20 protein-coding genes are annotated in these 21,568 nt (G+C 69.4%); 13 read left to right on the top strand and 7 right to left on the bottom strand.

Annotated features, from left to right (window positions below):
- Positions 1-278: 278 nt before the first annotated feature.
- Positions 279-1,433, bottom strand: a complete 1,155-nt coding sequence (locus ABD156_RS31320) for a cytochrome P450 (protein WP_344281968.1) — start codon at positions 1,431-1,433, stop codon at positions 279-281.
- Between the two features lie 76 nt (positions 1,434-1,509).
- Between ABD156_RS31320 and ABD156_RS31315 the strand changes: the two genes are divergently transcribed.
- The 5 genes from ABD156_RS31315 to ABD156_RS31295 all read left to right on the top strand — a co-directional run bounded on the left by ABD156_RS31315 (position 1,510) and on the right by ABD156_RS31295 (position 4,999).
- A complete protein-coding gene (locus ABD156_RS31315) occupies positions 1,510-2,385 on the top strand; it encodes a DUF5926 family protein (protein ID WP_344281965.1) in 876 nt (291 codons plus the stop codon).
- A 68-nt stretch (positions 2,386-2,453) separates the two neighbouring features.
- The gene (locus tag ABD156_RS31310; protein WP_344281962.1) at positions 2,454-2,807 is read left to right on the top strand and encodes a DUF952 domain-containing protein; all 354 of its coding nucleotides are present in this window, start codon (positions 2,454-2,456) and stop codon (positions 2,805-2,807) included.
- Between the two features lie 124 nt (positions 2,808-2,931).
- Positions 2,932-3,495: a SigE family RNA polymerase sigma factor gene (locus ABD156_RS31305; RefSeq protein ID WP_377925998.1), complete on the top strand. Its 564-nt coding sequence runs from the start codon at positions 2,932-2,934 to the stop codon at positions 3,493-3,495.
- Complete coding sequence (locus ABD156_RS31300) at positions 3,492-4,319, top strand: hypothetical protein (protein ID WP_344281956.1); 828 nt, start codon at positions 3,492-3,494, stop codon at positions 4,317-4,319. The genes ABD156_RS31305 and ABD156_RS31300 overlap by 4 nt, the downstream gene beginning before the upstream one ends.
- A gap of 95 nt (positions 4,320-4,414) precedes the next feature.
- A complete protein-coding gene (locus ABD156_RS31295) occupies positions 4,415-4,999 on the top strand; it encodes a dihydrofolate reductase family protein (protein WP_344281953.1) in 585 nt (194 codons plus the stop codon).
- Positions 5,000-5,067: 68 nt separating this feature from the next.
- Here ABD156_RS31295 and ABD156_RS31290 read toward each other — a convergent pair whose 3' ends face one another.
- From ABD156_RS31290 to ABD156_RS31280, 3 genes are all read right to left on the bottom strand, one after another.
- A complete protein-coding gene (locus tag ABD156_RS31290) occupies positions 5,068-5,619 on the bottom strand; it encodes a ferritin (RefSeq protein ID WP_344281950.1) in 552 nt (183 codons plus the stop codon).
- A gap of 163 nt (positions 5,620-5,782) precedes the next feature.
- On the bottom strand, positions 5,783-6,979 hold the full coding sequence (locus tag ABD156_RS31285) for an arginine deiminase (protein WP_344282878.1): 1,197 nt from the start codon (positions 6,977-6,979) through the stop codon (positions 5,783-5,785).
- A gap of 60 nt (positions 6,980-7,039) precedes the next feature.
- The gene (locus tag ABD156_RS31280) at positions 7,040-7,873 is read right to left on the bottom strand and encodes a CPBP family intramembrane glutamic endopeptidase (protein ID WP_344281948.1); all 834 of its coding nucleotides are present in this window, start codon (positions 7,871-7,873) and stop codon (positions 7,040-7,042) included.
- 22 nt (positions 7,874-7,895) lie between these two features.
- Between ABD156_RS31280 and ABD156_RS31275 the strand changes: the two genes are divergently transcribed.
- A complete protein-coding gene (locus tag ABD156_RS31275; protein ID WP_344281945.1) occupies positions 7,896-8,363 on the top strand; it encodes a PPOX class F420-dependent oxidoreductase in 468 nt (155 codons plus the stop codon).
- A gap of 59 nt (positions 8,364-8,422) precedes the next feature.
- On the opposite strand, the gene ABD156_RS31270 is transcribed toward ABD156_RS31275, so the two are convergent.
- Positions 8,423-9,214 carry a DUF2470 domain-containing protein gene (locus ABD156_RS31270; protein WP_344281942.1) on the bottom strand — a complete coding sequence of 264 codons (792 nt, stop codon included), beginning with the start codon at positions 9,212-9,214 and terminating at the stop codon, positions 8,423-8,425.
- Positions 9,215-9,455: 241 nt separating this feature from the next.
- On the opposite strand from ABD156_RS31270, the gene ABD156_RS31265 reads away from it, so the two are divergent.
- Together ABD156_RS31265 and ABD156_RS31260 are read left to right on the top strand one after the other, a co-directional pair.
- On the top strand, positions 9,456-10,310 hold the full coding sequence (locus ABD156_RS31265) for a hypothetical protein (RefSeq protein ID WP_344282875.1): 855 nt from the start codon (positions 9,456-9,458) through the stop codon (positions 10,308-10,310).
- Positions 10,307-10,942: an IclR family transcriptional regulator domain-containing protein gene (locus ABD156_RS31260; RefSeq protein WP_344281940.1), complete on the top strand. Its 636-nt coding sequence runs from the start codon at positions 10,307-10,309 to the stop codon at positions 10,940-10,942. Before ABD156_RS31265 ends, ABD156_RS31260 begins: the two co-directional genes overlap by 4 nt.
- Here the strand turns inward: ABD156_RS31260 and ABD156_RS31255 are convergent.
- Both ABD156_RS31255 and ABD156_RS31250 read right to left on the bottom strand, forming a co-directional pair.
- Positions 10,939-11,607, bottom strand: a complete 669-nt coding sequence (locus ABD156_RS31255) for a DUF998 domain-containing protein (RefSeq protein ID WP_344281937.1) — start codon at positions 11,605-11,607, stop codon at positions 10,939-10,941. The two genes, ABD156_RS31260 and ABD156_RS31255, sit on opposite strands and share 4 nt — an antisense overlap.
- Positions 11,608-11,714: 107 nt before the next feature.
- Positions 11,715-12,314: a TMEM165/GDT1 family protein gene (locus tag ABD156_RS31250; RefSeq protein WP_344281934.1), complete on the bottom strand. Its 600-nt coding sequence runs from the start codon at positions 12,312-12,314 to the stop codon at positions 11,715-11,717.
- 173 nt (positions 12,315-12,487) lie between these two features.
- Here ABD156_RS31250 and cutA point away from each other — a divergent pair, with 173 nt between their 5' ends.
- From cutA to ABD156_RS31225, 5 genes are all read left to right on the top strand, one after another.
- Positions 12,488-12,808, top strand: coding sequence for a divalent-cation tolerance protein CutA (gene cutA / locus ABD156_RS31245; RefSeq protein ID WP_037718964.1), 321 nt, complete (start codon positions 12,488-12,490; stop codon positions 12,806-12,808).
- 132 nt (positions 12,809-12,940) lie between these two features.
- Positions 12,941-14,458: a cytochrome ubiquinol oxidase subunit I gene (locus tag ABD156_RS31240; protein ID WP_344281929.1), complete on the top strand. Its 1,518-nt coding sequence runs from the start codon at positions 12,941-12,943 to the stop codon at positions 14,456-14,458.
- A gap of 507 nt (positions 14,459-14,965) precedes the next feature.
- Positions 14,966-15,967, top strand: a complete 1,002-nt coding sequence (gene cydB / locus ABD156_RS31235; RefSeq protein WP_344281926.1) for a cytochrome d ubiquinol oxidase subunit II — start codon at positions 14,966-14,968, stop codon at positions 15,965-15,967.
- Between the two features lie 49 nt (positions 15,968-16,016).
- The gene (cydD, locus tag ABD156_RS31230; RefSeq protein ID WP_344281923.1) at positions 16,017-19,334 is read left to right on the top strand and encodes a thiol reductant ABC exporter subunit CydD; all 3,318 of its coding nucleotides are present in this window, start codon (positions 16,017-16,019) and stop codon (positions 19,332-19,334) included.
- 70 nt (positions 19,335-19,404) lie between these two features.
- The gene (locus ABD156_RS31225) at positions 19,405-20,586 is read left to right on the top strand and encodes a GAF domain-containing sensor histidine kinase (RefSeq protein WP_344281920.1); all 1,182 of its coding nucleotides are present in this window, start codon (positions 19,405-19,407) and stop codon (positions 20,584-20,586) included.
- The last annotated feature ends 982 nt before the right edge of the window (positions 20,587-21,568 follow it).

Raw genomic sequence — 21,568 nt, 5'->3', positions numbered from 1 at the left:
GCGCCATGTTGAGCCCGGTGTGCCGTGCCGTTCGCGGGTTTGCGCTGAGGCCGCTGCTGAGTGAGCGTTTCGGTGCGGTGGTGCGGTGGTGCGGTGGTGCGGTGGTGCGGTGGTGCGGTGGTGCGGTGGTGCGGTGGTGCGGTGGTGCGGTGGTGCGGTGGTGCGGTGGTGCGGTGGTGCGGTGGTGCGGTGGTGCGGCGGGAACATCCACTGTGGACAAATACCCGCCGGAGACCTTCGCGATTATCCAGCACTCACCACCCCAAGCCAGCGAACCCTCAGCCAGTCACCGGCAGATTCCGCAGCCCCCGGATCACGAACTCCGGCCGACGCTCCGGCGGCGCGGCCAGCCGCAACTCCGGAAGCCGCTTGGTCAACGCCGTCAACGCGGCCGCGATCTCCACCCTGGCCAGCGGTGCCCCGACGCAATAGTGGATCCCCATCCCGAACCCGAGGTGCGCGTTCGGCGACCGGCCGATATCCAGGGTGTCCGGGGCATCGAACACCTTCGGGTCACGCGCCGCGGCACCCAGCAACGCCCCGATTTTCGCGCCCTTCGCCACCCGGTGACCGGCGATCTCCACATCCTCAGTCGCCGTGCGTTCGAACAACTGCAACGGCGAATCGAAGCGGATCAGTTCTTCCACAGCCGAGTCCAGCAACGTTGGGTCGGACCTAAGTCGCTCCCATTCCGCCCGGTGAGTCAACAGCGCGGTCACCCCGTTGCCGATCACGTTCACCGTCGCCTCGTGGCCGGCCATCAGCAGCAGGACGGCGGTGGCGACGACCTCGTCAGGGGTCAGTTCGCTCGCGGTCAGGTCCCGGACGATCCCGCGTGGGGAGCCAGCCACGACGTCGCGCAAGTAGCTCACGAAATCGGCCGCGGCTTGCTCGGCGGCGTCGCGGCCGTCCTCGGAAAGGCCGTACTCGTACATCTTCACGATGGCGTTGCTCCACGCCACCAGCTGTGAGCCGTCCGAGGCCGGGACGCCCAACAGCTCCGCGATGACCGCGACCGGCAACGGTTGCGCCAGGTGTTCGAGCAGGTCCGCGCTGCCGTCGGCGGCGATTTTCGCGGCCAGAGTGTCCACCATGGACTCCGCGAGTTCCGCGACCATCGGCCGCAACCGCTGCACGTGACCCCGGCCGAACTCGCCCGCGATGACGCGGCGGAGGCGGGTGTGCGCGGGCGGCTCGTTCTCCAGCAACGAGTTGCGGTGCAGCAGGTTGAACGACGCGAACCGCTCCAGCGGCTGCGCGTCGGTCCAGATCCGGCCGAGTCCGCGGTGCCGGAGGACGGCGGCGGACGCGGCGTGCGAAACCGTGATCGCGATGCCGAGGCCGTCGTGCTGGTGCACCTCGCCTTCGGCGCGCAGCGCGGCGAACGCGGGATACGGGTCGGCGAGGAAGGCGGGATCGCGAGGGTCGAACACGAGCAGACTCTAACCCGCGAGCCCGCGCACCCGGTCGCTTCGATAGCGTCTGACATCGAGTTCCGAGGAGGCTGAAATGGGTAAGGGCGCGCGTAAGAAGGGTCCCAAGCCGGACCGCAAGCCGAAGGTGCGCGACGTCTTCGTCGGGCAGCCGTTCGAGGGTCTGGCGGCGGAGCCGGAGCTGATCGCGTTGCGCGAGTTCGTCCCGTCGGCCACGGCGAAGCTCACGCTCGCCGACGGCGGCGACGTCACGCTCGGCACGGTGCTGCCCATGGCCGCCGCGGCGTTCGTGCGTTCGGACGGCGAGCGATTCCTAGGCCTCCAGGTGCAGACACGCTCCTCCGACATCAGCCGCGACCTCGGCCGCGCGCTTCGCTGGCTGCTTGAGGCCGGACCGGGCGACGTGCTGTCGGTGCCGGACACAACCTCGCCCACCGACCCGGACGAGCACAACCGGCTCCAGGACCTGCTCGTGCCGAGTGCGGAGCTGGAGGTCGCGCTCCACACGGACTTCGCGTGGTGGCTGCCCGAGGACGCGGACGCGACCGGCGACGTCGCGGTGTCCCTCGAGCGCGCCAACGCCGCGATCATGCCCACCGACCGGCTCGGCTCCGGCGCCTACTGGGTGCTCGCCGGCGAGAAGGCGCACCTGCGCTGGGTCCGCCCGGAGCCGGAGAACCTGCTGCTGCAAGCGCTTGCGCGGCTATCCGCGGCGGGCACGCTCGGGCTCGGCGAGGGCACCCGCTACGCTGGCTCGTTCCGCGCGCACGGCCTGCTCGTCCCGGTGTGGGACCTCGACCCCGAGGCGCACGCCCGGGAGTGGGCCGAGCCCAAGGACCAGCTCGGCGCCCGGCTGGACGAGGCGCTCAAGTCGCTCGACTCCGAGCCGCTCAACGCCACCGAGCGGCGTGCCCGCGACGGTCTGATCGGGCGGCAGCTCACCATTCGCTGATGTATCCACATGTGGACAACTCGACCTGAGTTGTCCACATGTGGGTAAGTCGATGGGACGATCCCAGCGTGATCCTCCACATCTGCACTCGCGACGAGTGGGCCGCGGTGCCCGAAGACGGCGAGTACCGCGCGCCGTCGCTCGAAGACGTCGGATTCATCCACTGCTCGGACCCGGGCACCGTCGCGCTGCCCGCCAACGCGCTCTTCCGCGGCCAGCCCGGTCTCGTGCTGCTGGAAATCGACCCCAAGCTGGTCGACGCGCCCGTCCGCTGGGAGGACGGCGCGCCGCCGGACCCGCGCGGAATCCAGTTTCCGCACATCTACGGCCCGATCCCGCGAAACGCTGTGGTCTCGGTACACGATTTCCCCACTGACGCGGGCGGCGCCTTGAAGCTGCCCGAGTCGCTTTCCGTGCGCTGACCTCAGTTGTCCACAGCTACGGAAAGTAGCGACGGAGACGGGACAACCCCGGGGGGCGCTCATGCGTGGTGGGGATGACGAGGAACCGTCGCTGGACGCGGTCATCCGGGGAGGGGGCGATACGGTGACAGCAGCCGCGTTGCCCCTCGCGAGCGGAGATCCGCCGTGGGCCGGGCCGCAGACGGAAGCCGTCAACACCACCGCGGACTTCGGTGACTTCGTGCGCGAGGCCCTGCCCGGCCTGCTCCGCTACGGCCACGTGCTCACCGGAAACCCGCACGACGCCGCCGACCTCGTCCAGACCGTGCTCGAAAAGATGGGCGCACGCTGGTCGTACGTGCAGCAGAAGACCGGCGACCCGCTGGCCTACGTGCGGCGTTCGATGGCGAACGCGCACGTCAGCCGCTGGCGCCGGACGCGGCGGGAGAACCTCGTCGCGGACCTGCCGGAGACCAGCCCGAGCGCGCCGAAGGATCCGTTCGAGCACGAGCCGCTGTGGCAGGCGCTGCGCGACCTCCCGCCGCGGCAGCGCACGGTGATGGTGTTGCGGTACTACGAAGGACTGTCCGAAGTGGAAATCGCCAAGGCGCTGGACATCAGCCAGGGGACGGTGAAAAGCCAAGCGAGCAAGGCCATCGCGTCCTTGCGGGCGAAACTGAGGAACCAGGAAGGAGGTGACGCGGGGTGAGCGAGTCCGAGGATCTGGAACAGCGCCTCCGCGCCCTCCTCGCCGACGACCGGCTGGCTGTCCAACCCACCGAGGACGCCGCGTCGGTCATCATGGCGGGCGCGCGCCGGCGGCGGCGCAGGCAGCGCGTCCTGACGTCCGCGGCCGGGGCGGCGTGCGTGCTCGCGGTCGCGTCGGCCGGGCTGGCGGTGATCCAGTTGCGCACGCCGCCGGCGGCAACTGACTTCACCGCCCAGCAGGTCGCCTCAGCCCAGCCCACGGTGCCCTCTTCGGTGCCCGAGCCTCCTTCGAGCGCCGAATCGACGCAGGTCCAAGCGCCGGTCGAGCCGTCGGAGCACGGTACGGCCGAACCGCCGGTGCCGCCCGCGCATCCGCACCACACGAAGCCGGCACCGCCGAAGACCACGCCGACGAAGGCCGCTTCCGGAGCGTTGGTGAACGCGGACGGCCTGGGCGCGGTGAAGCTCGGCATGACCGAGCAGCAGCTCGCGGACCAGGGCATGAAACTCACGGCGGTCAAGGAGTCGGCTGGCTGCACGTACTACGACGTCAGCGGCGCTGGCGTTCCCGCCGCGACAGCAGTCGTGTCGCCGGACAACGGCGTGGTCGCGGTGAAGCCCGACGGTGCCGCGCACACCCCGGAAGGCGTGGGCGACGGGACGCCGAAGGACCAGGTCACGTCGACTTATCCGGGCACGTCCGAGTCGGGGAGCGCGCTTGTTTCGCCCACCGGCGACCAGGGCGCGTACCACTTCACGCTGAACTCGGACGGGGCGGTCCAGGCCATCGAGGTCCGGGCGAAGACGCAGGACTGCGCCAGCTGAAAATTCCCGCGAGCCGATGTCGATTTGGCTCCGCGCCGCTCGTGTAGCGGGTGACGGGCCGGTCCGCGGTCCGCGGGAGCGGAAGGACATCCCCGATGCGTTCGATCAGCGTCATCCTGAGCACCACCCTCGACGGCGTCGTGCAAGGCCCCGGTCGCAGCGATGAGGACACCCAGGACGGCTTCGACCTGGGCGGCTGGGGCAACGGCTACAGCGACGACGTCATGGCGCGCGAGATGGGGAAGGGCATGAACCGGCCTGGCGACATGGTGTTCGGCCGGCGCACCTGGGAAGACTTCGCCACCGCGTGGGGGCCGCGGACGGACGGGAACGTGTTCACCGCGCACATGAACGCGGCCACGAAGTACGTCGCCTCCACCACCCTCGACAACGCCGACGCCTGGCAGAACTCGGTGCTGCTGCGCGGTTCGGCGGTGGAGACTGTCGCTGAGCTGAAAGCCTCGCCCGGCAAGAATCTCGCGATCATCGGCAGCGTCTCGCTCGTGCGCTCGCTGCACGCCGCCGGACTGGTCGACACCTACACATTGCTGATCCACCCGTTGACGCTCGGCCGGGGCGCGCGGCTGTTCGACGGACCGGCGCCGTTGACCAAGTTCACGCTCACCGGAAGCGTCGCGACCACCACCGGCGTGCTCATCGCGCACTACGAGCGGCGCTGAAGTTATCCACATGGGGAAGCCCGGTTGTCCACAATGGGGACAACCGGGCTTCCGGACGTGCTCGAGCGTTACAGCGCGCCACCCGCGACCGGGGGCATCCCGGCGTCCGCGCCGGCGTCGCCGACGGCCTCGCGGTGCAGGAACTTCTCGATCTCGTAGACGTTGTCACCCGCGCGGCGCGCGACCGTGACGAGCGTCGACATCTGGGAGATCTCCTCGACCTGCTCCTTGAGGAACCACTGGGTGAACTGCTCGCTGATGTAGTCCTCCTCGGCCCGGGCGGCCTTCGCGAGCGCGGAGATGTCGGCGGCGACCTCCTTCTCCTGCTCCAGGGCGAGCTCGATCAGCTCGAGCGGGGCGGAGAAGTCGTTGCGCACCTGGCCGGTGCCGGGGATCTCGACGTGGTGATCCCGGTCGAGCATGTACTGGACGAGCGCCATCGCGTGATTGCGCTCCTCGACGGACTGCTTGTAGAAGTGCTTCGCGAGCTGCGGCAGGTCCTCGTTGTCGAACCAGACCGCGAGCGCGATGTACTGCTGGGAGGCGTTGAACTCGTTGTGAATCTGCGCCTGCAGCAGTTCGTAGAACTTAGAGCGCGGTTCTTTCTTCGTAGCGGCCATGTCCATCACGGTACGTCAATGTCCGATTGTTTTCCACTTTTGGCTGGTGATCTCCACCCTATTAGGGTTACCATTCCTCAAGAAGGAAACACTTATTTTGGTTAGCCTTCCCTTAATGTGTTTACCCTTATTAAGGAAAGGCTAACTTCGCCCGTGCGGGGAGTCAGTGCCGCTTCGGCGGGGGATCGCGGCGCACCGGGCAGGACATGCAGCGCGGGCCGCCGCGTCCGGATCCCAGCTCGGACCCGGTGATCGGCAGCACCTCGATTCCCGCCGCGGTCAGCCGTTCGTTGGTCTCCGCGTTGCGTTCGTACCCCACGACCACGCCAGGGGCCAAGGCCAGCGTGTTGTTGCCGTCGTCCCACTGCTCGCGCTCCGCGGTGACCGGGTCGAGGCCGGTGTCGATCACCCGCAGCCGGTCGATCTCCATCGCTTCCGCGGCGGCTTCGAGGAATGGCGTCGGGCCGGCGACTTTGACGCCGCCGTCGCCGGTCGGCTTGATGGTGAACGCGGTGAGGGAATCGCGCGCGAGCGGATACATCACCACGGCGTCGACATCGACCATCGTGCACACGGTGTCGAGATGCATCGTCGCGCGCGATTGTTCGATCGGCACCGCGACGACGGTATGCGCGAGTCCGTCGGCGAATACGGAACGGGCGAGCGATTCGGCGCCAGCAGGCGTCGTGCGTTCGCCGACGCCGATCGCGACGACACCGGGCGCCAGCAACATGACGTCGCCGCCTTCGATCGGCGCGGAATGCGCGCCGTAAGCGCGGGCGGCGTGGCGGAATCGCGGATGGTAGGCGTAAATCAGGTCGAGCAGCGCCGTTTCCCGCCGCCGCGCGGGCATGGTCAGCGACGAGATCGCGACGCGGTCGCCGATCCAGGCCGACGAATCGCGGGTGAAGAGCAGGTTGGGCAACGGGTCGACGGCGAAGTCGCGCGGGTTGTGCATCATCCGCACCAGCGACGCGCCCTCGGCGGACGGCAGCTCCTCGAACGTCATGCCCGCCATCAGGACCTCGGCGAGCGTGGGCGCGTCGACGCTCGTCAGGTGCGACCTCAGCGAATCCGCGAGGTCGTTGCCGAGACGACGGTCGTCCACCGCGGCGTGGACACCGGCGGCGTGCGCGCGCTGATCTTCCAGCGCGGTGCGGAGAACGTCGGCCAGCAGCAGCACCTCGACGCCGCGGCCGCGCAGGACGTCGGCGAACGCGTCGTGTTCCTGCTGCGCGCGGCTCACCCACGGGATGGAGTCGAAAAGGAGCTTGTCGTTGTTGCGGGGAGTGAGCCGTTTCAGCTCGTTTCCCGGCCGGTGCAACAGGACTGCCCGCAGCGGCCCGACTTCGCTGTCCACCTTGGGAGGTGCGGCCATCTCGCTCGTCTCGCTCACAAAACGGAGCCTAATGAGCGGGCATCACGGGAGCCAGGAAAGACGGCCTTTCAGCAACGAATAGCCGACGAAGGACACCACATCGAACAAAGTATGCGCGGCGATGAGCGGCCACAGCCGGTTGGTCCGCTGCCACACCCGGCCGAACACCAGCCCCATCACGAGGTTGCCGACGAAGCCGCCGAACCCTTGGTATAGGTGGTAGGAACCGCGCAGTACCGCCGCGCCGAACAGCGACGCGTTCTCGCGCACGCCGAGTTGGCGCAGCCGCGTGAGCAGGTAGCCGATTACGAGCACTTCCTCGGCGAAAGCGTTGCCGAACGCGGAAAGCGTCAGCGCGATCGGCCGCCACCAGGTATCGCCCAAAGTGGACGGTTGCACCGCGAGGCTGAAGCCGAGGTGATAGGAGATGAAGTACAGCGCGAGCCCGGGAATGCCGATCAGCGCGGCGATTCCGACGGTGATGAGCGCGTCGGAGCGGATGCGGCGGCTCAGGCCGATTTCCCGCAGTTTCAGCCCGGCCCGCCACAGCAGGTACAGCCCGAGCCCGCCCCAGCCGATCAGCTGCGCGGCGCTCAGCAGCTGCTGGAGGAGGTCCAGCAGGCTCGCGGCGGCGCGCGGGACGTTGAGCTGCACTTGCTGCTGCGCCAACGGGGTCGGGCGCAGCAGAGAGTCCACAAGGGACAGCAGGCTGCGCGCACCGGACAGCCCGAGGGTGATGCCGAAGACGAGGACCAGCTCGATCTTGACCGCGCGCCGCTCGCGGGCGTCGGTGATCGGAGCCGGGAACGCCGGAAGTGCCGGATTGAGCCAGGAACGCAGGCCCGATGGCCCTCCGGAACGCTCTGTGGTGCGCATGAACGCACGCTACCGTCGGGGTATGCCGAGGACTATCGCCACCAACACGAAGGTCGAGCGCGCCGAGCTGGTCGCGTTCCTCAAGCAGCGGCACCACGCGATCCTGGTGACCACCCGCGCCGACGGACGGCCGCAGCTGTCCCCGAACACGTGCGGCGTCGACGACGAGGGCCGGATCGTCATCGCGACGTATCCGAAGCGCGCGAAGGCGGTGAACCTCCGGCGCAACTCCCAGGTGTCGGTGTGCGTGCTGTCGGACGAGTGGAACGGCCCGTGGGTGCAGGTCGACGGGACCGCGGAGGTGATCGATCTGCCGGATTCGGTCGAGCCGCTGGTCGACTACTTCCGCAGCATCTCCGGCGAGCACCCCAACTGGGACGAGTACCGCGAAGCGATGCGCAAGCAGGGCAAGAGCCTGATCCGGATCACGATCGACCGCTGGGGCCCGATCGCGACCGGCGGGTTCCCTCCGGAGCTGGCGGACGACTGAAGCTCCGTGAAGGACTCCTTGAGGGAATCTGATTCCCTCAAGGAGTCCTTCACGACCGGTCAAGCTTCGCCGCGGAGGAACGGGCAGCCGAGCAGCCGCCGCAGTTCCGCCGCCAGCTGCGGCGGGCTGTCGACCGTCCGGGAGAACGCGAGGCGGACGTCGTGGTCGCCCGCCGCCGATTCGACGCGCAGGCGCAGGCCGTACCGGTCGAGGCCGAGCGGGCGGATCCGGCCGCCGCGCAGGTTCGCCGGCAGGTGCCGGGCCAGCTGCTCCACCACGTCCGGATGGTCGCTTTCCAGGTGGCGCAGCCATTCGGCCTCGTAGTCGTGGAACGGGTCCGGCGGGGCCGCGCTGAACATGTGCGGCCGCAGCGAATGCGTGCCCTCCGCGTCGGCGAGCACCAGCGACGCCGGGGTCAGCCGGAGCAGCGTGAGGCCATGGCCGACGTCGAGAAGCCGGTGGTCCGGCCGCTGTTCGGCGATCGACACCGCACGCGCGCGGGCCGACACCTCCGTCAGCGGCCGGAGCCATCCGGTGATCCACAGCAGGCCGCGGACCGGTTCCCGCAGCGCCACCGGGGCGTGGTCGGCGAGCTCGACCATGACGGCGAGCTCGCCGCGCTGAGCCTGCCGGGACGCGCACACCATCGGGTGCTCGTCCGGCAGAAGAATGCTGACGCTTCCGCTGTGGTGCACGTGATGCAGGACGGGCTCGACGCGTTCGGCTTCGCAGCCGGCGTTCTCGACGGTCGGCATGATCGTCGCCGGGCCGCCGCGGGTCGCGATCGTCTTCGCGCGTTCGGCGGGGTTCGGCGCGGGCGGGCGGCGCACGGATACGGGTGCCTCGGTCACGGCTCACCTCCTACTTAGGTGAGCCTAACCTGAATTGCCACGCAAAGGGAAGAGTGCGCGCGAAGATCACCCACGGGGCGGGAAAGTGCTGGTCAGCGAGTCGGATCAAAGGCGGGGCCGGGCGGATTCGGCCGATCGGGGCGGTTGATCCTTCGGCGAAAGGCTCTCGGAACGCGTCCGCAGAGCGAACGATTTTGTCCTCTTGCCGTACGCTACTAGCGTGTCAGTCGTGTCAAGCGCTGTGGAACTCACGCCCCCCGGCCCCCGTGGAATTCCTCCCCTGTTCGCGCGGCTCGTCGACGACTCGGCGCTCTTCCCGCCCGCGGACGTCGCGATGCCGGAGGCGCTTCGCGCGCACTTCGCGTCGCGCGGCGGAGAACACGCCGGGGTGCTCGGGGTTTTCCTGTGCCAGGCCTCGCGGCTGCCCGAGCTGATCACCGAGCTGATCAAGATCAAACCCAAGGAGCCGCTGCCGCTGTCGCTGATCATCGACACCGGGCTCGGCGGCGTTCCGAAGGCGATCTCGATCGTCGAATCGCGCAGCGAGCTGCTGTCGCTGCGGATGGTGGAGATGCCCGCCCCGTCCGACGTCGACGAGGTGTGGCTCGAGCGCGTCTCGGAGTTCGTGCCCGAGGACGTCATCCGGGTGGTCGAACCGCGCCGCGGCGTCGGCTGGCTGGACGGCGTCCGCAACGTGATCGAGCACGGCAGCTGGCCGAAGATCCGCTGCGGCGGCAAGGCGGGGGAGAACTTCCCCAGCGTCGACGAGGTCGCCGACTTCCTGTCCGTGGTCAGCGGCTCGCCGGGGGCGTCGTTCAAGGCGACGAACAGCCTGCACCGCGCGGTCCGGCACGTCGACGCCGAGACCGGCTTCACGCATCACGGCTTCCTGAACCTGCTCGTCGCGTCGGCGCGCTGCCTCTCCGGCGGCGACGTCCGCGAAGCGCTCGAGTCGACCGACGGCAAGGCTCTCGCCGACGAAGCGCGCGCGTTGCCGGAGCCGGCCGCGAAGGCGGTGCGAGAGCTCTTCGGTTCGTACGCGGCGGCTTCGTTCGCCGAGCCGGTGGCCGACCTGGGTGAACTCGAACTGTTGTGAGCACGGAGGGGTCGCTGACCCTCGACCGCGGTCTGGCGCTGCTGCAGGCGGTGGCCGATTCGGGCGAGCAAGCGGCGACCATCTCCGAGCTGGCGGTGACCATCGGCGCGAGCCGCGCGGCGGTGTACCGGCTGCTGGTCCCGTTGGCTGAACGCGGCCTGATCTGGCGGGACGGCACGAAGGTGCGGCTCGGCGTCGGAGTGCTGCGGCTGGCCGGTCAGGTGCTGCCACAGCTGCGCGAGGCCGCGCGGCCGGTGCTGCGCGAGCTGGCCGAGAAGGTCGGCGCGACAGCGCATCTGACGGTCGCGCAGGGCGATCACGCGCAGGCGGTCGCGGTGGTGGAGCCGTCGTGGACGAGTTATCACGTGGCTTACCGGGTCGGCAGCAGGCATGCGCTCGCCGCGGGCGCGGCGGGCCGGGCGATGGCGTTGCGGCCCGGTGGCACTGACCAGTGGGCCGTGTCGACCGGCGAGATCGAGGCTGGTGCTTCGGGGGTGGCCGCGCCGGTGCGTGGCGTTCCTGGGCTGCGGGCGAGCGTCGGGGTGATCTCGTTGGAGCCGCTGGTTTCGGACGAGGTCGGGCCGTTAGCGCTGGAGGCGGCCGCGAAGCTGGCCGAGGTGTTGCGGACCTAGCGGCGGGACGCGGCGACCAGCGGCCGGACCATGGTCAGCAGCAGCGCCAGGTCCACCGTGAACAGCAGCCGCTCGAACAGTCCGAGCGTCACTTCCTGCTGTGCCGGCCCGGTGATCAGGGTGAAGACGAAGCCGCCTAGTACTACCGCCACGCTGGCGAAACTCGCGACGGCCAGCCGGCGGATCGTCGTGCGGCGCGGCTCCCACGGGCACGAGCGACCGCCGCGCCGGGTCAGCAGCCAGGCGGCGGTGGGGAGCGCGAGGAACGCGGTGAGGGCGGCGGCGTTGTGCAGCTGGCCGTCGAAGGAACGGGCTTCGCCGTTGGGGTCGACGGGGACCGTCGCGCAGATGGTGAGGCCGGCGCACCAGACGCCGAGCAGGACGACGACCGCGGGCGAACGGCGAGCCTTGACGAGCCCGGCCAGCAACGCCAGCGAACCCAGCGCGAGGGCCAGGCACATGAAGGCGAACAGTCGCGCGGCCGAGTGGTCGCCGAGCCTGCCGTAGACGTACTCCGAGAGCGTCTGCCAGACCGGGCTGATCTGCGCGGAAAGCCGCAGGTGCAGGTCCGTGGCGATGGCCACGGCCGCCCCGATGCCGACCAGCGCGAGCCTGCCGTGCACCGGCGAAACCGGAGGCGCGGCGGCGCGGGAAGTGGTCGGCACGGGCGCTCCTCGGCGGTCATGGCGGAGGCCATGGCGTCACCGGGGGTTCACCTGGTCCTCGTTCGGGGGTTCCGAAGAGGTTACCTGGCGTTCCTGTGAAACCGCGGTTACCAGAGCAGCTGGGCCAGCGCGAACGCGGCGAATCCGGCGAACACGAACCCGGCGACCCGCTGGATCAGCTTCGGCCGGATCCGGTCGCGGATCTTCGCGCCGATGAACACCGCCAGCCCGGCGACCGACACGAGCGCGACGAACGCGCCGACCCCGACCGCGAACGGATTGCCAAGGCGCGCGACGAGACCGGCGGTCGCCAGCTGCGAGGCGTCGCCCCACTCCGCGGCGAAGAGCACGCCGAACGACGTGAGCGCGGAGCGCAGGAACGAAACCGGCCCGGGCCCGGAGCGGGAGGCGTCCTCGCCCGCCTCGCTGCCTTCGCTGAAGCCCTCGCGCAGCAGCAGGAACGCGCCGACGCCGAACATCGCGGCGACCAGCACCGAAACAAGGGTTTCCGGCAAGAGCGTGAGCAGGCTGCCGAAAGCGACCGCGATCACGCATTGCACGGCGAACGCCGCGCATACTCCGGCGAATACCGGCCAAGCCCGGAAACGGGTGGTGAGCACGAGGGTCGCGACGAGCGTCTTGTCCGGCAGCTCGACGGCCAGTACCAGGCCGAACGCGCTGAACAGAGCGACCAATGCGGGAGACATGAGTTCGTGCTCACCCCTTTCACTGCAACGATAAAGGGGAGGTTCAGAAAACCGCAAGCTGATGGGTTTCGCGAATTGCCTGATAAGGTCGGCAGAATGCTGGCCGCCGGGTAGCCGGATTATTTTTTTCGGTGCGCCGAATTCTGTTTTCCGGCTGCGGTACGGTGCGGGTCATGTCTGCTGACCACGTCGTCGTCACCACCACCGTCGACTCCGAGGCCGCCGCGCGCACCATCGCCGCGAGCGCCATCGAGGCCCGGCTCGCCGCGTGCGCCCAGATCGTGGGGCCGATCACCAGCGTTTTCCGGTGGGAGGACGAGGTGCAGACGGCGGCCGAATGGCGGGTCGAGTGCAAGACGGCCGCGGACCGGTCCGGCGCGCTGGAGGAGTTCCTCAACGTGCGGCATCCCTACGACCTGCCCGAGGTCATCGTCACGCCGATCGTCGGCGGCAGCCCGCGGTACTTGTCGTGGCTCGTGGAGGAGACGCGCTAGCCGCCACCTGATCGGGGGTAGCTCCGCTCTTTCCCCGCGCGGGGTTTCGGCAGGTCGGCGGGACGTTGGTCCCGGCTGGTTCAGGACGTGTTGAACTGGCTGGCGCGGGTGTCCGCGCGGAGGATCGAACCCGTGGATGTCCTAGAGCTCGCGCGGTGGCAGTTCGGCATCACCACCGTCTACCACTTCCTGATGGTCCCGCTGACCATCGGACTTTCGGTGCTGGTCGCGGCCATGCAGACGGCATGGGTGCGCACCGGCAAGCCGCGGCACCTCAAGATGACGAAGTTCTGGGGCAAGCTGCTGCTCGTCAACTTCGCCATGGGCGTGGTCACCGGGATCGTGCAGGAATTCCAGTTCGGGATGAGCTGGAGCGCCTACTCGCGGTTCGTCGGCGACGTGTTCGGCGCGCCGCTCGCGATGGAGGGCCTCCTCGCGTTCTTCGTCGAGTCGGTCTTCCTCGGCCTGTGGATCTTCGGCTGGGACCGGCTGCCGCGCCGGGTGCACCTGGCCTGTGCCTGGGCGTTTTCGCTGGCCACGATGGCCTCGGCGTACTTCATTCTCGCCGCGAACTCGTGGATGCAGCACCCGGTGGGCGTCGAGTTCGTGAACGGCAAGCCGACGATGAACTCGATCGGCGCGGTGCTCACGAACAACACCGCGCTCGCCGCGATCCCGCACACGCTGGCCGGCGCGTTCTCGGTGGCGGCGGCGTTCCTGGTCGGCGTGGCCGGATGGCACCTGTGGCGGCGTCGCAAGTCGGATTCGGACGAACACCGCGACGTCTGGCGCTCGTCGCTGCGTCTCGGCGGCTGGGTCGGCGTGGTGGCGTTCGCGGTGCTGGCGATCACCGGCGACATGCAGGGCAAGCTGATGTTCGAGCAGCAGCCGATGAAGATGGCGTCGGCGGAGGCGTTGTGCCACACGGAAAAGCCGGCGAGCTTCTCGATCATCGCGATCGGCGACGTGGCCAACGCCAACTGCGAGGACGTGAAGACGTTCAACGTGCCCGCGCTGCTGTCTTTCCTGGCGCACAACGACTTCTCGACCGAGGTCAAGGGCGTGGAGAACCTGGTGACCGAGTACCAGGCGAAATACGGCACGAACTACCCGAACGACCCCGCGCTCGGAACGCTGGCGGGCAAGCCGATCGACTACGTGCCCAGCCTGCCGGTGACGTACTGGGGCTTCCGGATCATGATCGGCTTCGGCGCGATCTCGGCGGGCATCGGCCTGCTGGCCCTGTGGCTCACCCGGCGCGGCCGGATCCCCGGGGGACGCTGGTTCCCGCTGATGGTGCTGGGCGGCATCGCGACGCCGTTCATCGGCAACAGCGCCGGCTGGATCTTCACGGAGATGGGCAGGCAGCCGTTCGTGGTCGCGCCGAATCCGACCGGCGTCGAGGGCATGTGGATGTTCACGGCGCAGGCGGTGTCGAAGCTGACCGTCGGCGAGGTGCTGACGTCGCTGATCTCGTTGACAGTGCTGTACGCGGTGCTGGGCGTGGTGGAGCTGTACCTGATGCGCAAGTACATCCGGGGCGGGGTGGACGCGGTGATGCCGCCCGCTGCCTCTTCTGATTCCGGCGGTTCTGATGATTCCGAGGACTCCGATGGTTCCGATGACCAGGCGCTTTCGTTCGCCTACTGACCCGGTGGAGCGGGCCGGGGTGCCGCCAGAAGACCCGGAGGGCCGGGTCTGGGCGCGGCCCGCTCCACTGGCCTGGACTGAGTGTTCGGGCGTTCGTGGAGACACCACTGCTGCGATGGAAATGACGGAGGTGGAGATGAACGCAACGCTGGACAGGCACGCCTCGGCCTCGGCCTTGATAGCCGCCCCCGCGACGAACCAGCCCGCCGCGACGACGCCCCACCTCGCGTCCCCGCCCGCGGTACCGAGCGCCCCCACCCCAGCTCACACCGCCCAGCCGCACCAACCGCCGCGAACTCTTGCCCCAACCCCTCCCCGCGCGTACGCAGCCCCCACCCTCACCGGGGGGACGCCCCGTACCCAGCGTAATCGGGTGGTGGCTCTCGCGGGTTACCCACAGCAAATCTGTGGACAACTCGTCGGGTTGTGGATAACTCAGGGCCATCGTGGGGACAACCCGGTGGCCGACCGGATGACGCCGGCAGGCGCCGGACGAGGTGAGTGGGGATGACACTCGAAACGCTGTGGTTCGCGATCGTCGCGTTGTTCTGGCTGGGGTATCTCTTCCTCGAAGGATTCGACTTCGGCGTCGGGATGCTGCTGCCGGTGCTCGGGAAGACGAACACCGAGCGGCGCGTCCTCGTCAACACGATCGGGCCGGTCTGGGACGGCAACGAGGTCTGGCTGATCGTCGCGGCCGGGGCGACCTTCGCGGCGTTCCCCGGGTGGTACGCCTCGCTTTTCTCGGGCGCGTACCTCCCGCTGCTGCTCGTCCTCATCGCGCTCATCGGGCGCGGCGTCGCGTTCGAGTACCGCGGCAAGGTCGACTCCGAGCGCTGGCGGCGCGTCTGGGACCGCGTGATCATCATCGGTTCCTGGGTCCCGCCGCTGGGCGTCGGGCTCCTGCTCGCGACCACCGTGCTCGGCCTGCCGCTCGACGCGCAAGGCAACCGCGTCGGGTCGCCGTTCGAGTCGGTCCGGTGGGACACGCTGCTCGGCGCGGTGGCCATCGTCGGCTTCTCGCTCGTGCACGGCGCGGCGTTCCTGGCCCTGAAAACCACCGGTGACCTGCGGGAACGTGCGCGCACGCTCGCGCTGCGCATCCTCCCGGTCGGGCTGCTGCCGCTGATCGCGTTCCTGGTGGTCGTCCAGGTCCGCGAAGGCAAACTGTGGACGCTCATCTCGCTGGTGATCGTCGTCCTCGCCGCGGCGGTGGCGTGGCTGCGGCTGCACGCCGACCGCGACGGGCAGGCGTTCGCCGCGCTCGCGGTCGTCATCACGGGCGCCGCGGTGACCTTCTTCGGCGCGCTCTACCCGAACGTCCTTCCGTCCACATTGGACCCCGCGCACTCGCTGACCGTCATGAACACCGCGGTCAGCCACTACACGCTGACGGTGATGACCTGGGTCGGCGCGTTCGGCGCGCCGGCGGTGCTGATCTACCAAGGTTGGACCTACTGGGTTTTCCGCAAGCGCATCGGCGTCCAGCACATCCCGGCGGCGCACTGACATGACTGAACTTCCCGGCCGCGCACCCCTTTCCGCCACCGGGTCCCCCATGGACCCAGTGCGGCCGGGCAAGGGTCCGCTCGGCGCGCTTTCGGCCTTGGGGCCGGCCGCGCGCCGAGCGCTGATCCTGGTCGCGGTGCTGTCGTTCGGGAACGCGGTTTTCCTTGTCGGGCAAGCCTTTCTGCTAGCAGACCTCCTCGCGGACGTGGTCTCCCGGGGGCTGGGGGAAGGGGGCCGCACCGTCCAGCTGGCTGTTCTGGTCGCGCTCGTCGTGGGCCGCGCCGGCACCAGCTGGGCGGTGCGGGTTGTCTCCGCACGCGCCGCCGCGACCGCGCAACGCGACCTGCGCGCCCGCGTCGTCGACCACGCGTTGCGCCTCGGCCCGGAATGGCTGGCCCGGCGCGGTCACGGCGAACTCACGACGCTCGTCACGCGCGGCCTCGACGCACTCGATTCCTACTTCCGCGAGTACCTTCCCGCGCTCGTCACCGCCGCGGTCGTCCCGCTCGCGGCAGGCGCGGCGATCCTGTGGACAGATTGGCCGTCGGCGGTGATCATCGCCGCGACGGTCCCGTTGCTGCCGATGTTCGCTGTCCTGGTAGGAAAATTCACCGCCGACCGGGTTGCCGGCGCGACGGACGCGGTGCACCGGATGTCCGGTCTGCTCCTCGAACTGGTGCGTGCGTTGCCAGTGCTCACCGCGTTCCGGCGGGCTGACGCGCAGGCCGAAACCGTGCGGAAACTGTCGGAACGGCATCGTCGCGCGACGCTCAAGACGTTGAAGGTCGCGTTCTCCTCGGCGTTCGTGCTGGAGCTCGCCGCGACGCTGTCGGTCGCGCTGGTGGCAGTCGTCATCGGCGTCCGACTCGTCTCGGGTTCGCTCCCGCTGGCGATCGGACTCGGCGTGCTGATCCTCGCTCCCGAGTGCTACCAGCCGATTCGCGCGGTCGGCGCGGCATTCCACGCGAGCGAGGACGGCGTGGAAGCGGTCCGCCGGGTGACCGCGGTGCTCGCGGAGCCGGTCCCGGCCGACGGAACGCGCACCGCGCCTTGTGGATCGTTGGTTGTGTCCGACCTAAAAGTCGCCCGACGCGGCGGATTCGCCCCGGACGGCGAGAGTTTCGAGGTCCGCCGCGGCCAGATCGTGTGGCTGCGCGCACCGAGCGGTGGCGGCAAATCGACGACATTGGCGACATTGCTGGGCTTCGTGCCGTCCTATGACGGGTCGGTCATGGCCGGTGACGTCCCGCTCGCCGAAGCCGACCTCGAACGGTGGCGCGCTGGCATCGCGTGGGTTCCGCAGACGCCAGTCTTCAGCGGCGGCACAGTGCGGGAAGAGCTTGCCGGACCCGACGTCGACGCAGTGCTCAGCGAACTGGGCTTGCACGGTCTCGCCGACCGTCCGGTCGACCGGCTTTCCTTGGGACAACGCCAGCGCGTCGCCGTGGCTCGAGCGTTGCTGCGGGTTCAGTCGGGCGCGTGGTTGCTGCTGCTGGACGAGCCCACCGCGCACCTGGACGACGTCAATGCACGGCGGGTGCTGGACGCGGTGGAGCGAGCCGTCGAAAACGGGGCAGCGGCGGTAATCGCCGCGCACGAACGTTCTGCCGCAGTGGCCATTGAGGACTCAGCTCCAAGCGCGGTCGTTGAGTCCGCTTCGGACAGTCCCGATGCGCGGCCGATTCCCTGGCGCGCGTTGCTTGACCGACGGCTCTTCTCCGGCGCTTTCTTGGGTGCCTTGGCGCTTTTGGCCGGGATCGCCCTTACCGCGACTTCCGGTTGGCTGATCGCCAAAGCGTCCCTGCAGCCACCGATTCTGACCTTGACCGTCGCAGTCGTCGGGGTACGTGCTTTCGGACTAGGACGGGCCGGACTCCGGTATGTCGAACGGCTCGTGACGCACGACGCCGCGTTCCGGATCGCCGGACGGTTGCGGGTTCGCTTGTGGAATGCGTTGGTGCGCTTGGGTCCGGCGCGCAGCCTCGAAGCCGGGGAGAGCCAGCGGCGACTGGTGACCGATGTCGACACCGTGCGGGATTTGCTGCCGCGAGTCGTCTCGCCGCCGATCGTGGTCGGGCTGGTCGCGGCCGGGGCAATCGCGGTGCAGACGATGGTCCTGCCCTCGGCCGGTTTGGTGCTGGCCCTGACGGTGCTGGTCGGTTTGGCGGCGCCGGCGGTCGCGCTGCGCTTGGAACGCCGCGCGACTTCGGCCCTCGCGGCCGGACGACGTGACGTCGCGGCGCGGGTCTTGGTGCTGTTCTCGTCGGCAGCGGAGTTGCTCGCCTACGGCCGGGCGGCTTCGCGTCGCCGCGACCTGGCCACGACGGACACCCAGCTGGCAATCGACACGCGACGGCAGGCGTTCGGCGCGGGCGCGGCGGACGCGCTGATCACGCTGGCGACCGGGGCGGCTGCGGTGGTCAGCACGATGCTGGCCGCGGGGGCGGTCGGCCGCGGGGAGCTGGCGGGCGTGATGGCGCCGCTGCTGGCGTTGGTGCCGTTGGCGTTGGCGGAGGTTTTGGCGCTGCTTCCGCAGGCAGCGGTGCATTGGGACACGCTGCGAGCGGCTCGGGTTCGGCTTGGTGCGGTAGTTGGCGAGCCGGAGATTGGTGCTGCGCTGGGCGGCGCGGTCGCTGGGGAAGCCTGGATTCCTGGAGCTGACGGTCACGAAGCTCACCCGAGTGCTGAACCGGCGGGAGTGCGAGACGAGGCAGCGTCCGTCGTTGCTGAACCAGGCCCGTCCGAAGTCCGGTTGCGGGGTGCGGAGCTGGGGTGGCCTGGCGGCGAGGCAGTGCTGAAGGACGTCGAGCTGAGCGTGCCGACCGGGGCTTATGTGGCGGTCGTCGGGCCGAGCGGGGCTGGCAAGTCGACGTTGGTGGCGGCTTTGCTGGGGTTCCTTCAGCCTCGAGCGGGCGAGGTTGTCGTGCCGGGCAAGGTGGCTTGGGCGCCGCAGGAGCCGATGTTGGTGTCGACGACGGTGGCGGAGAATTTGCGGCTCGCGGACCCTCGGGCGGAGACGTCCGATTTGCGGCGGGTGCTGGATCAGGCGCAGTTGCCGGACCTGGATCTGGCGACGGTGCTCGACAGCGCCGGGGCCGGGTTGTCCGGTGGGCAGGCGCAGCGGGTGGCGTTGGCGCGGGCGTTGCTGGCGGCTCCGTCGGCGGAGTTGGTGTTGCTTGACGAGCCGACGTCGCACCTTGACGAGCCGACGGCGCGGGCGTTGCGCGCGACGTTGCGTACAGAGCTTGCTGGACGGACCGTCGTGCACGTAACGCACAATGCGGACGAAGAGCTGCAAGCGGACATGGTTTTCGAGGTTCGGGACGGGCGCGTCGTGCGGCGGGCGTTGCCGCGGGTGGCGGCGTGACGGAGGGTTGTTGGTGACGGTCACGATTTCGGGTCTGGGGCTGGGGTCCGCGCTAAGGTCGGAGTTGCTCATGGACCCGACACTCGCCGCGCGCGCCCTCTCCGCGGCTACGGAGATCACCAGCACCGCGCTGTCCGGGGACGACCCGGAAGCGGTGCTGGAAACAGTCGTGGCCAGGGCTGTTGAACTCGCGGACGCGGACCTCGGTTTGGCGATGGTCAGCGCCGACGACGGGCGCGTCGTGGTCGAGGCGGCGTATGGGGTCGACGGCTTGCTCGCGGAGGCGCCGGCGGGCGACGTCGAAGGCGGGCCGGTCGGGGAGCTGCGCGGGCTGACGCTCGAGACGGACTCCGCGGCGGGCCAGGTCGCGCGCGGCAGCGAGCCGATCGCGGCGGAGGACTTCATCGTCGATCCGCGGACGGCGCCGTATGTGCCGGACGAACTTCGCGGGTACGGGCCGTTCGCAGCCGCGCCGTTCGGTTCCGGCGGGCGGGTGCTTGGCGCGCTCACGGTGTACCGACGGCAGGGGCGCGAGCCGTTCTCCGCGGGCACGGTCGAGATGCTCGCGGCGTTCGCGGCGCAGGCCGGGGTAGTGCTCGCGCTGGCGGAGGGCGCGAACGCGCGGCATCGCGTGACGCTCTATCAGGAGCGCGAACGCATCGCCCGCGAACTGCACGACGTGATCGTGCAACGGCTCTACGGCACCGGGATGCAGCTGGACCGCGTCCGCCGCAATATGCGGAAACGCTTCGCGCAGGCCGACGGGGCCCGGCTGTCCGACGCGATCGACCAGCTGGACCAGACCATCGAGGAAATCCGCGGCACCGTGCGCGCACTGCGCTCCCCGGAGCCGCGCCACGACCCCGGCACCCCGACGGACCTCGCCGAATCCGCGCGCGGCGAGGTGCGCATCGCCGGCGAACTGCTCGGGTATCCGCCGACCCTGGAGTTGTCCGGCGAGTTCGCCGACATTCCGGCCGAACGGGCCGACCACATCCGCGCGGCACTGCGCGAGGCACTGTCCAATGTGGTCCGACACTCCGGGGCGAGCGAGACCCGCGTGACGTTGACTCGCGATGCGGAGGGCGTGAAACTTCGCGTGCGGGACAACGGATCCGGGGTGCCGCAAGGGGTTGCTACCCGGGGGCTCCGGCATCTCGCCGAGCGTGCTGATGCTGCTGGTGGGCGGTTTTTCCTCAATTCTTCGCCTAGTTTGGGGACACTTGTCGCGTTTGATCTGCCGCTGGGGTGATCACGTTGTGGCGCAGGGGTTTGGCAGTCGTCGCAGCTTCGGCTCGACGTCTGCGGCGGGCCGCGACGCCGCGGTGGGTCGCCAAGCTGCGGCGGCCGTCAAGCAGCGACAGGCTGTCACGTCGCAACGGGACATTAATCCTCAACGGGCCGTGACGCCGCAATGAGCCGTGACGCCGCGACGGGGTGCCAAGCTGCCACGGGCCGCCGAGCCGCGACAGGCCGTGCGCCGCGACGGGCTGCCAAGCTGCGACGGGCCGCCATGCGGTGACAGGTCGCGACGCTGTGACAGGCCGCCAAGCTGCGACGGGCTGCCGAGCCGCGACGAGCTGCCGAGCCGCGACGGTTTGCGCTGCATCGACCACAGTAGCCGCATTGCCATGTCCTGCAATGCGATAGTCCGCCTTGCATCGGGCCTGCGCGGCAGTTACCGCGCCGCGACGAGCGCGTCGCGGTAACCGCATCGCCGACCGAGCTGTCATTGCGTTGGACTCGTCGCGTCAGCTGTACTGCGCAGCCTGCACTGTGTCGTCGACCCCGCGTTGCGGCGACCTAGTGCCGCGCTGAAACGCTGCGTCGACTCGGCCTGGTGCCGACCTGGTGCCATGCCGAAACGCCATACCGAAACGCCATGCCAAAACGCCATGCCGACCCAGCGTTGCGGAGACCTGACCCTGTTTCGGGCCGCCACCACAAACCCGCTGCCTCAGGCCTAGCCACCGCGCAACCGTCGTATCGAATCCGTCGCCTCGGAATCGCAGCGAACGCACTGCCGCTGTACCTGTCGAACTCTGCACCTGTCGAATCGCTCGCAGCAAACACGCTGTCTCAACCTCGCGCCGCTGTGAACCCACCGCTGTGAACACACCGCGCACCAAGAGATTCAGCCTTCACGAGTCATCGAACACGCTCCTTCCCCACGTTTCCGCCTGCCACCGAGCCGTCACCCATGGTATCGAGAAATCGAACATCTATTCGGCACT

Origin of the sequence: Amycolatopsis albidoflavus (assembly GCF_039525725.1) — a bacterium.
GTDB lineage: Bacteria > Actinomycetota > Actinomycetes > Mycobacteriales > Pseudonocardiaceae > Amycolatopsis > Amycolatopsis albidoflava.
The sequence above is the reverse complement of the archived record's forward strand: the minus strand, read 5'-3'. Positions and strand labels throughout refer to the sequence as shown.

What these genes read in the sequence shown, in the direction of transcription:
- ABD156_RS31315 (WP_344281965.1), top strand. Translation starts at nt 1,510, where the DNA reads ATGGGTAAGGGCGCGCGTAAGAAGGGTCCCAAGCCGGACCGCAAGCCG.
- ABD156_RS31295 (WP_344281953.1), top strand. Translation starts at nt 4,415, where the DNA reads ATGCGTTCGATCAGCGTCATCCTGAGCACCACCCTCGACGGCGTCGTG.
- ABD156_RS31290 (WP_344281950.1), bottom strand. Translation starts at nt 5,619, where the DNA reads ATGGCCGCTACGAAGAAAGAACCGCGCTCTAAGTTCTACGAACTGCTG.
- ABD156_RS31280 (WP_344281948.1), bottom strand. Translation starts at nt 7,873, where the DNA reads ATGCGCACCACAGAGCGTTCCGGAGGGCCATCGGGCCTGCGTTCCTGG.
- ABD156_RS31275 (WP_344281945.1), top strand. Translation starts at nt 7,896, where the DNA reads ATGCCGAGGACTATCGCCACCAACACGAAGGTCGAGCGCGCCGAGCTG.
- ABD156_RS31250 (WP_344281934.1), bottom strand. Translation starts at nt 12,314, where the DNA reads ATGTCTCCCGCATTGGTCGCTCTGTTCAGCGCGTTCGGCCTGGTACTG.
- cutA (WP_037718964.1), top strand. Translation starts at nt 12,488, where the DNA reads ATGTCTGCTGACCACGTCGTCGTCACCACCACCGTCGACTCCGAGGCC.
- cydB (WP_344281926.1), top strand. Translation starts at nt 14,966, where the DNA reads ATGACACTCGAAACGCTGTGGTTCGCGATCGTCGCGTTGTTCTGGCTG.
- cydD (WP_344281923.1), top strand. Translation starts at nt 16,017, where the DNA reads ATGGACCCAGTGCGGCCGGGCAAGGGTCCGCTCGGCGCGCTTTCGGCC.
- ABD156_RS31225 (WP_344281920.1), top strand. Translation starts at nt 19,405, where the DNA reads ATGGACCCGACACTCGCCGCGCGCGCCCTCTCCGCGGCTACGGAGATC.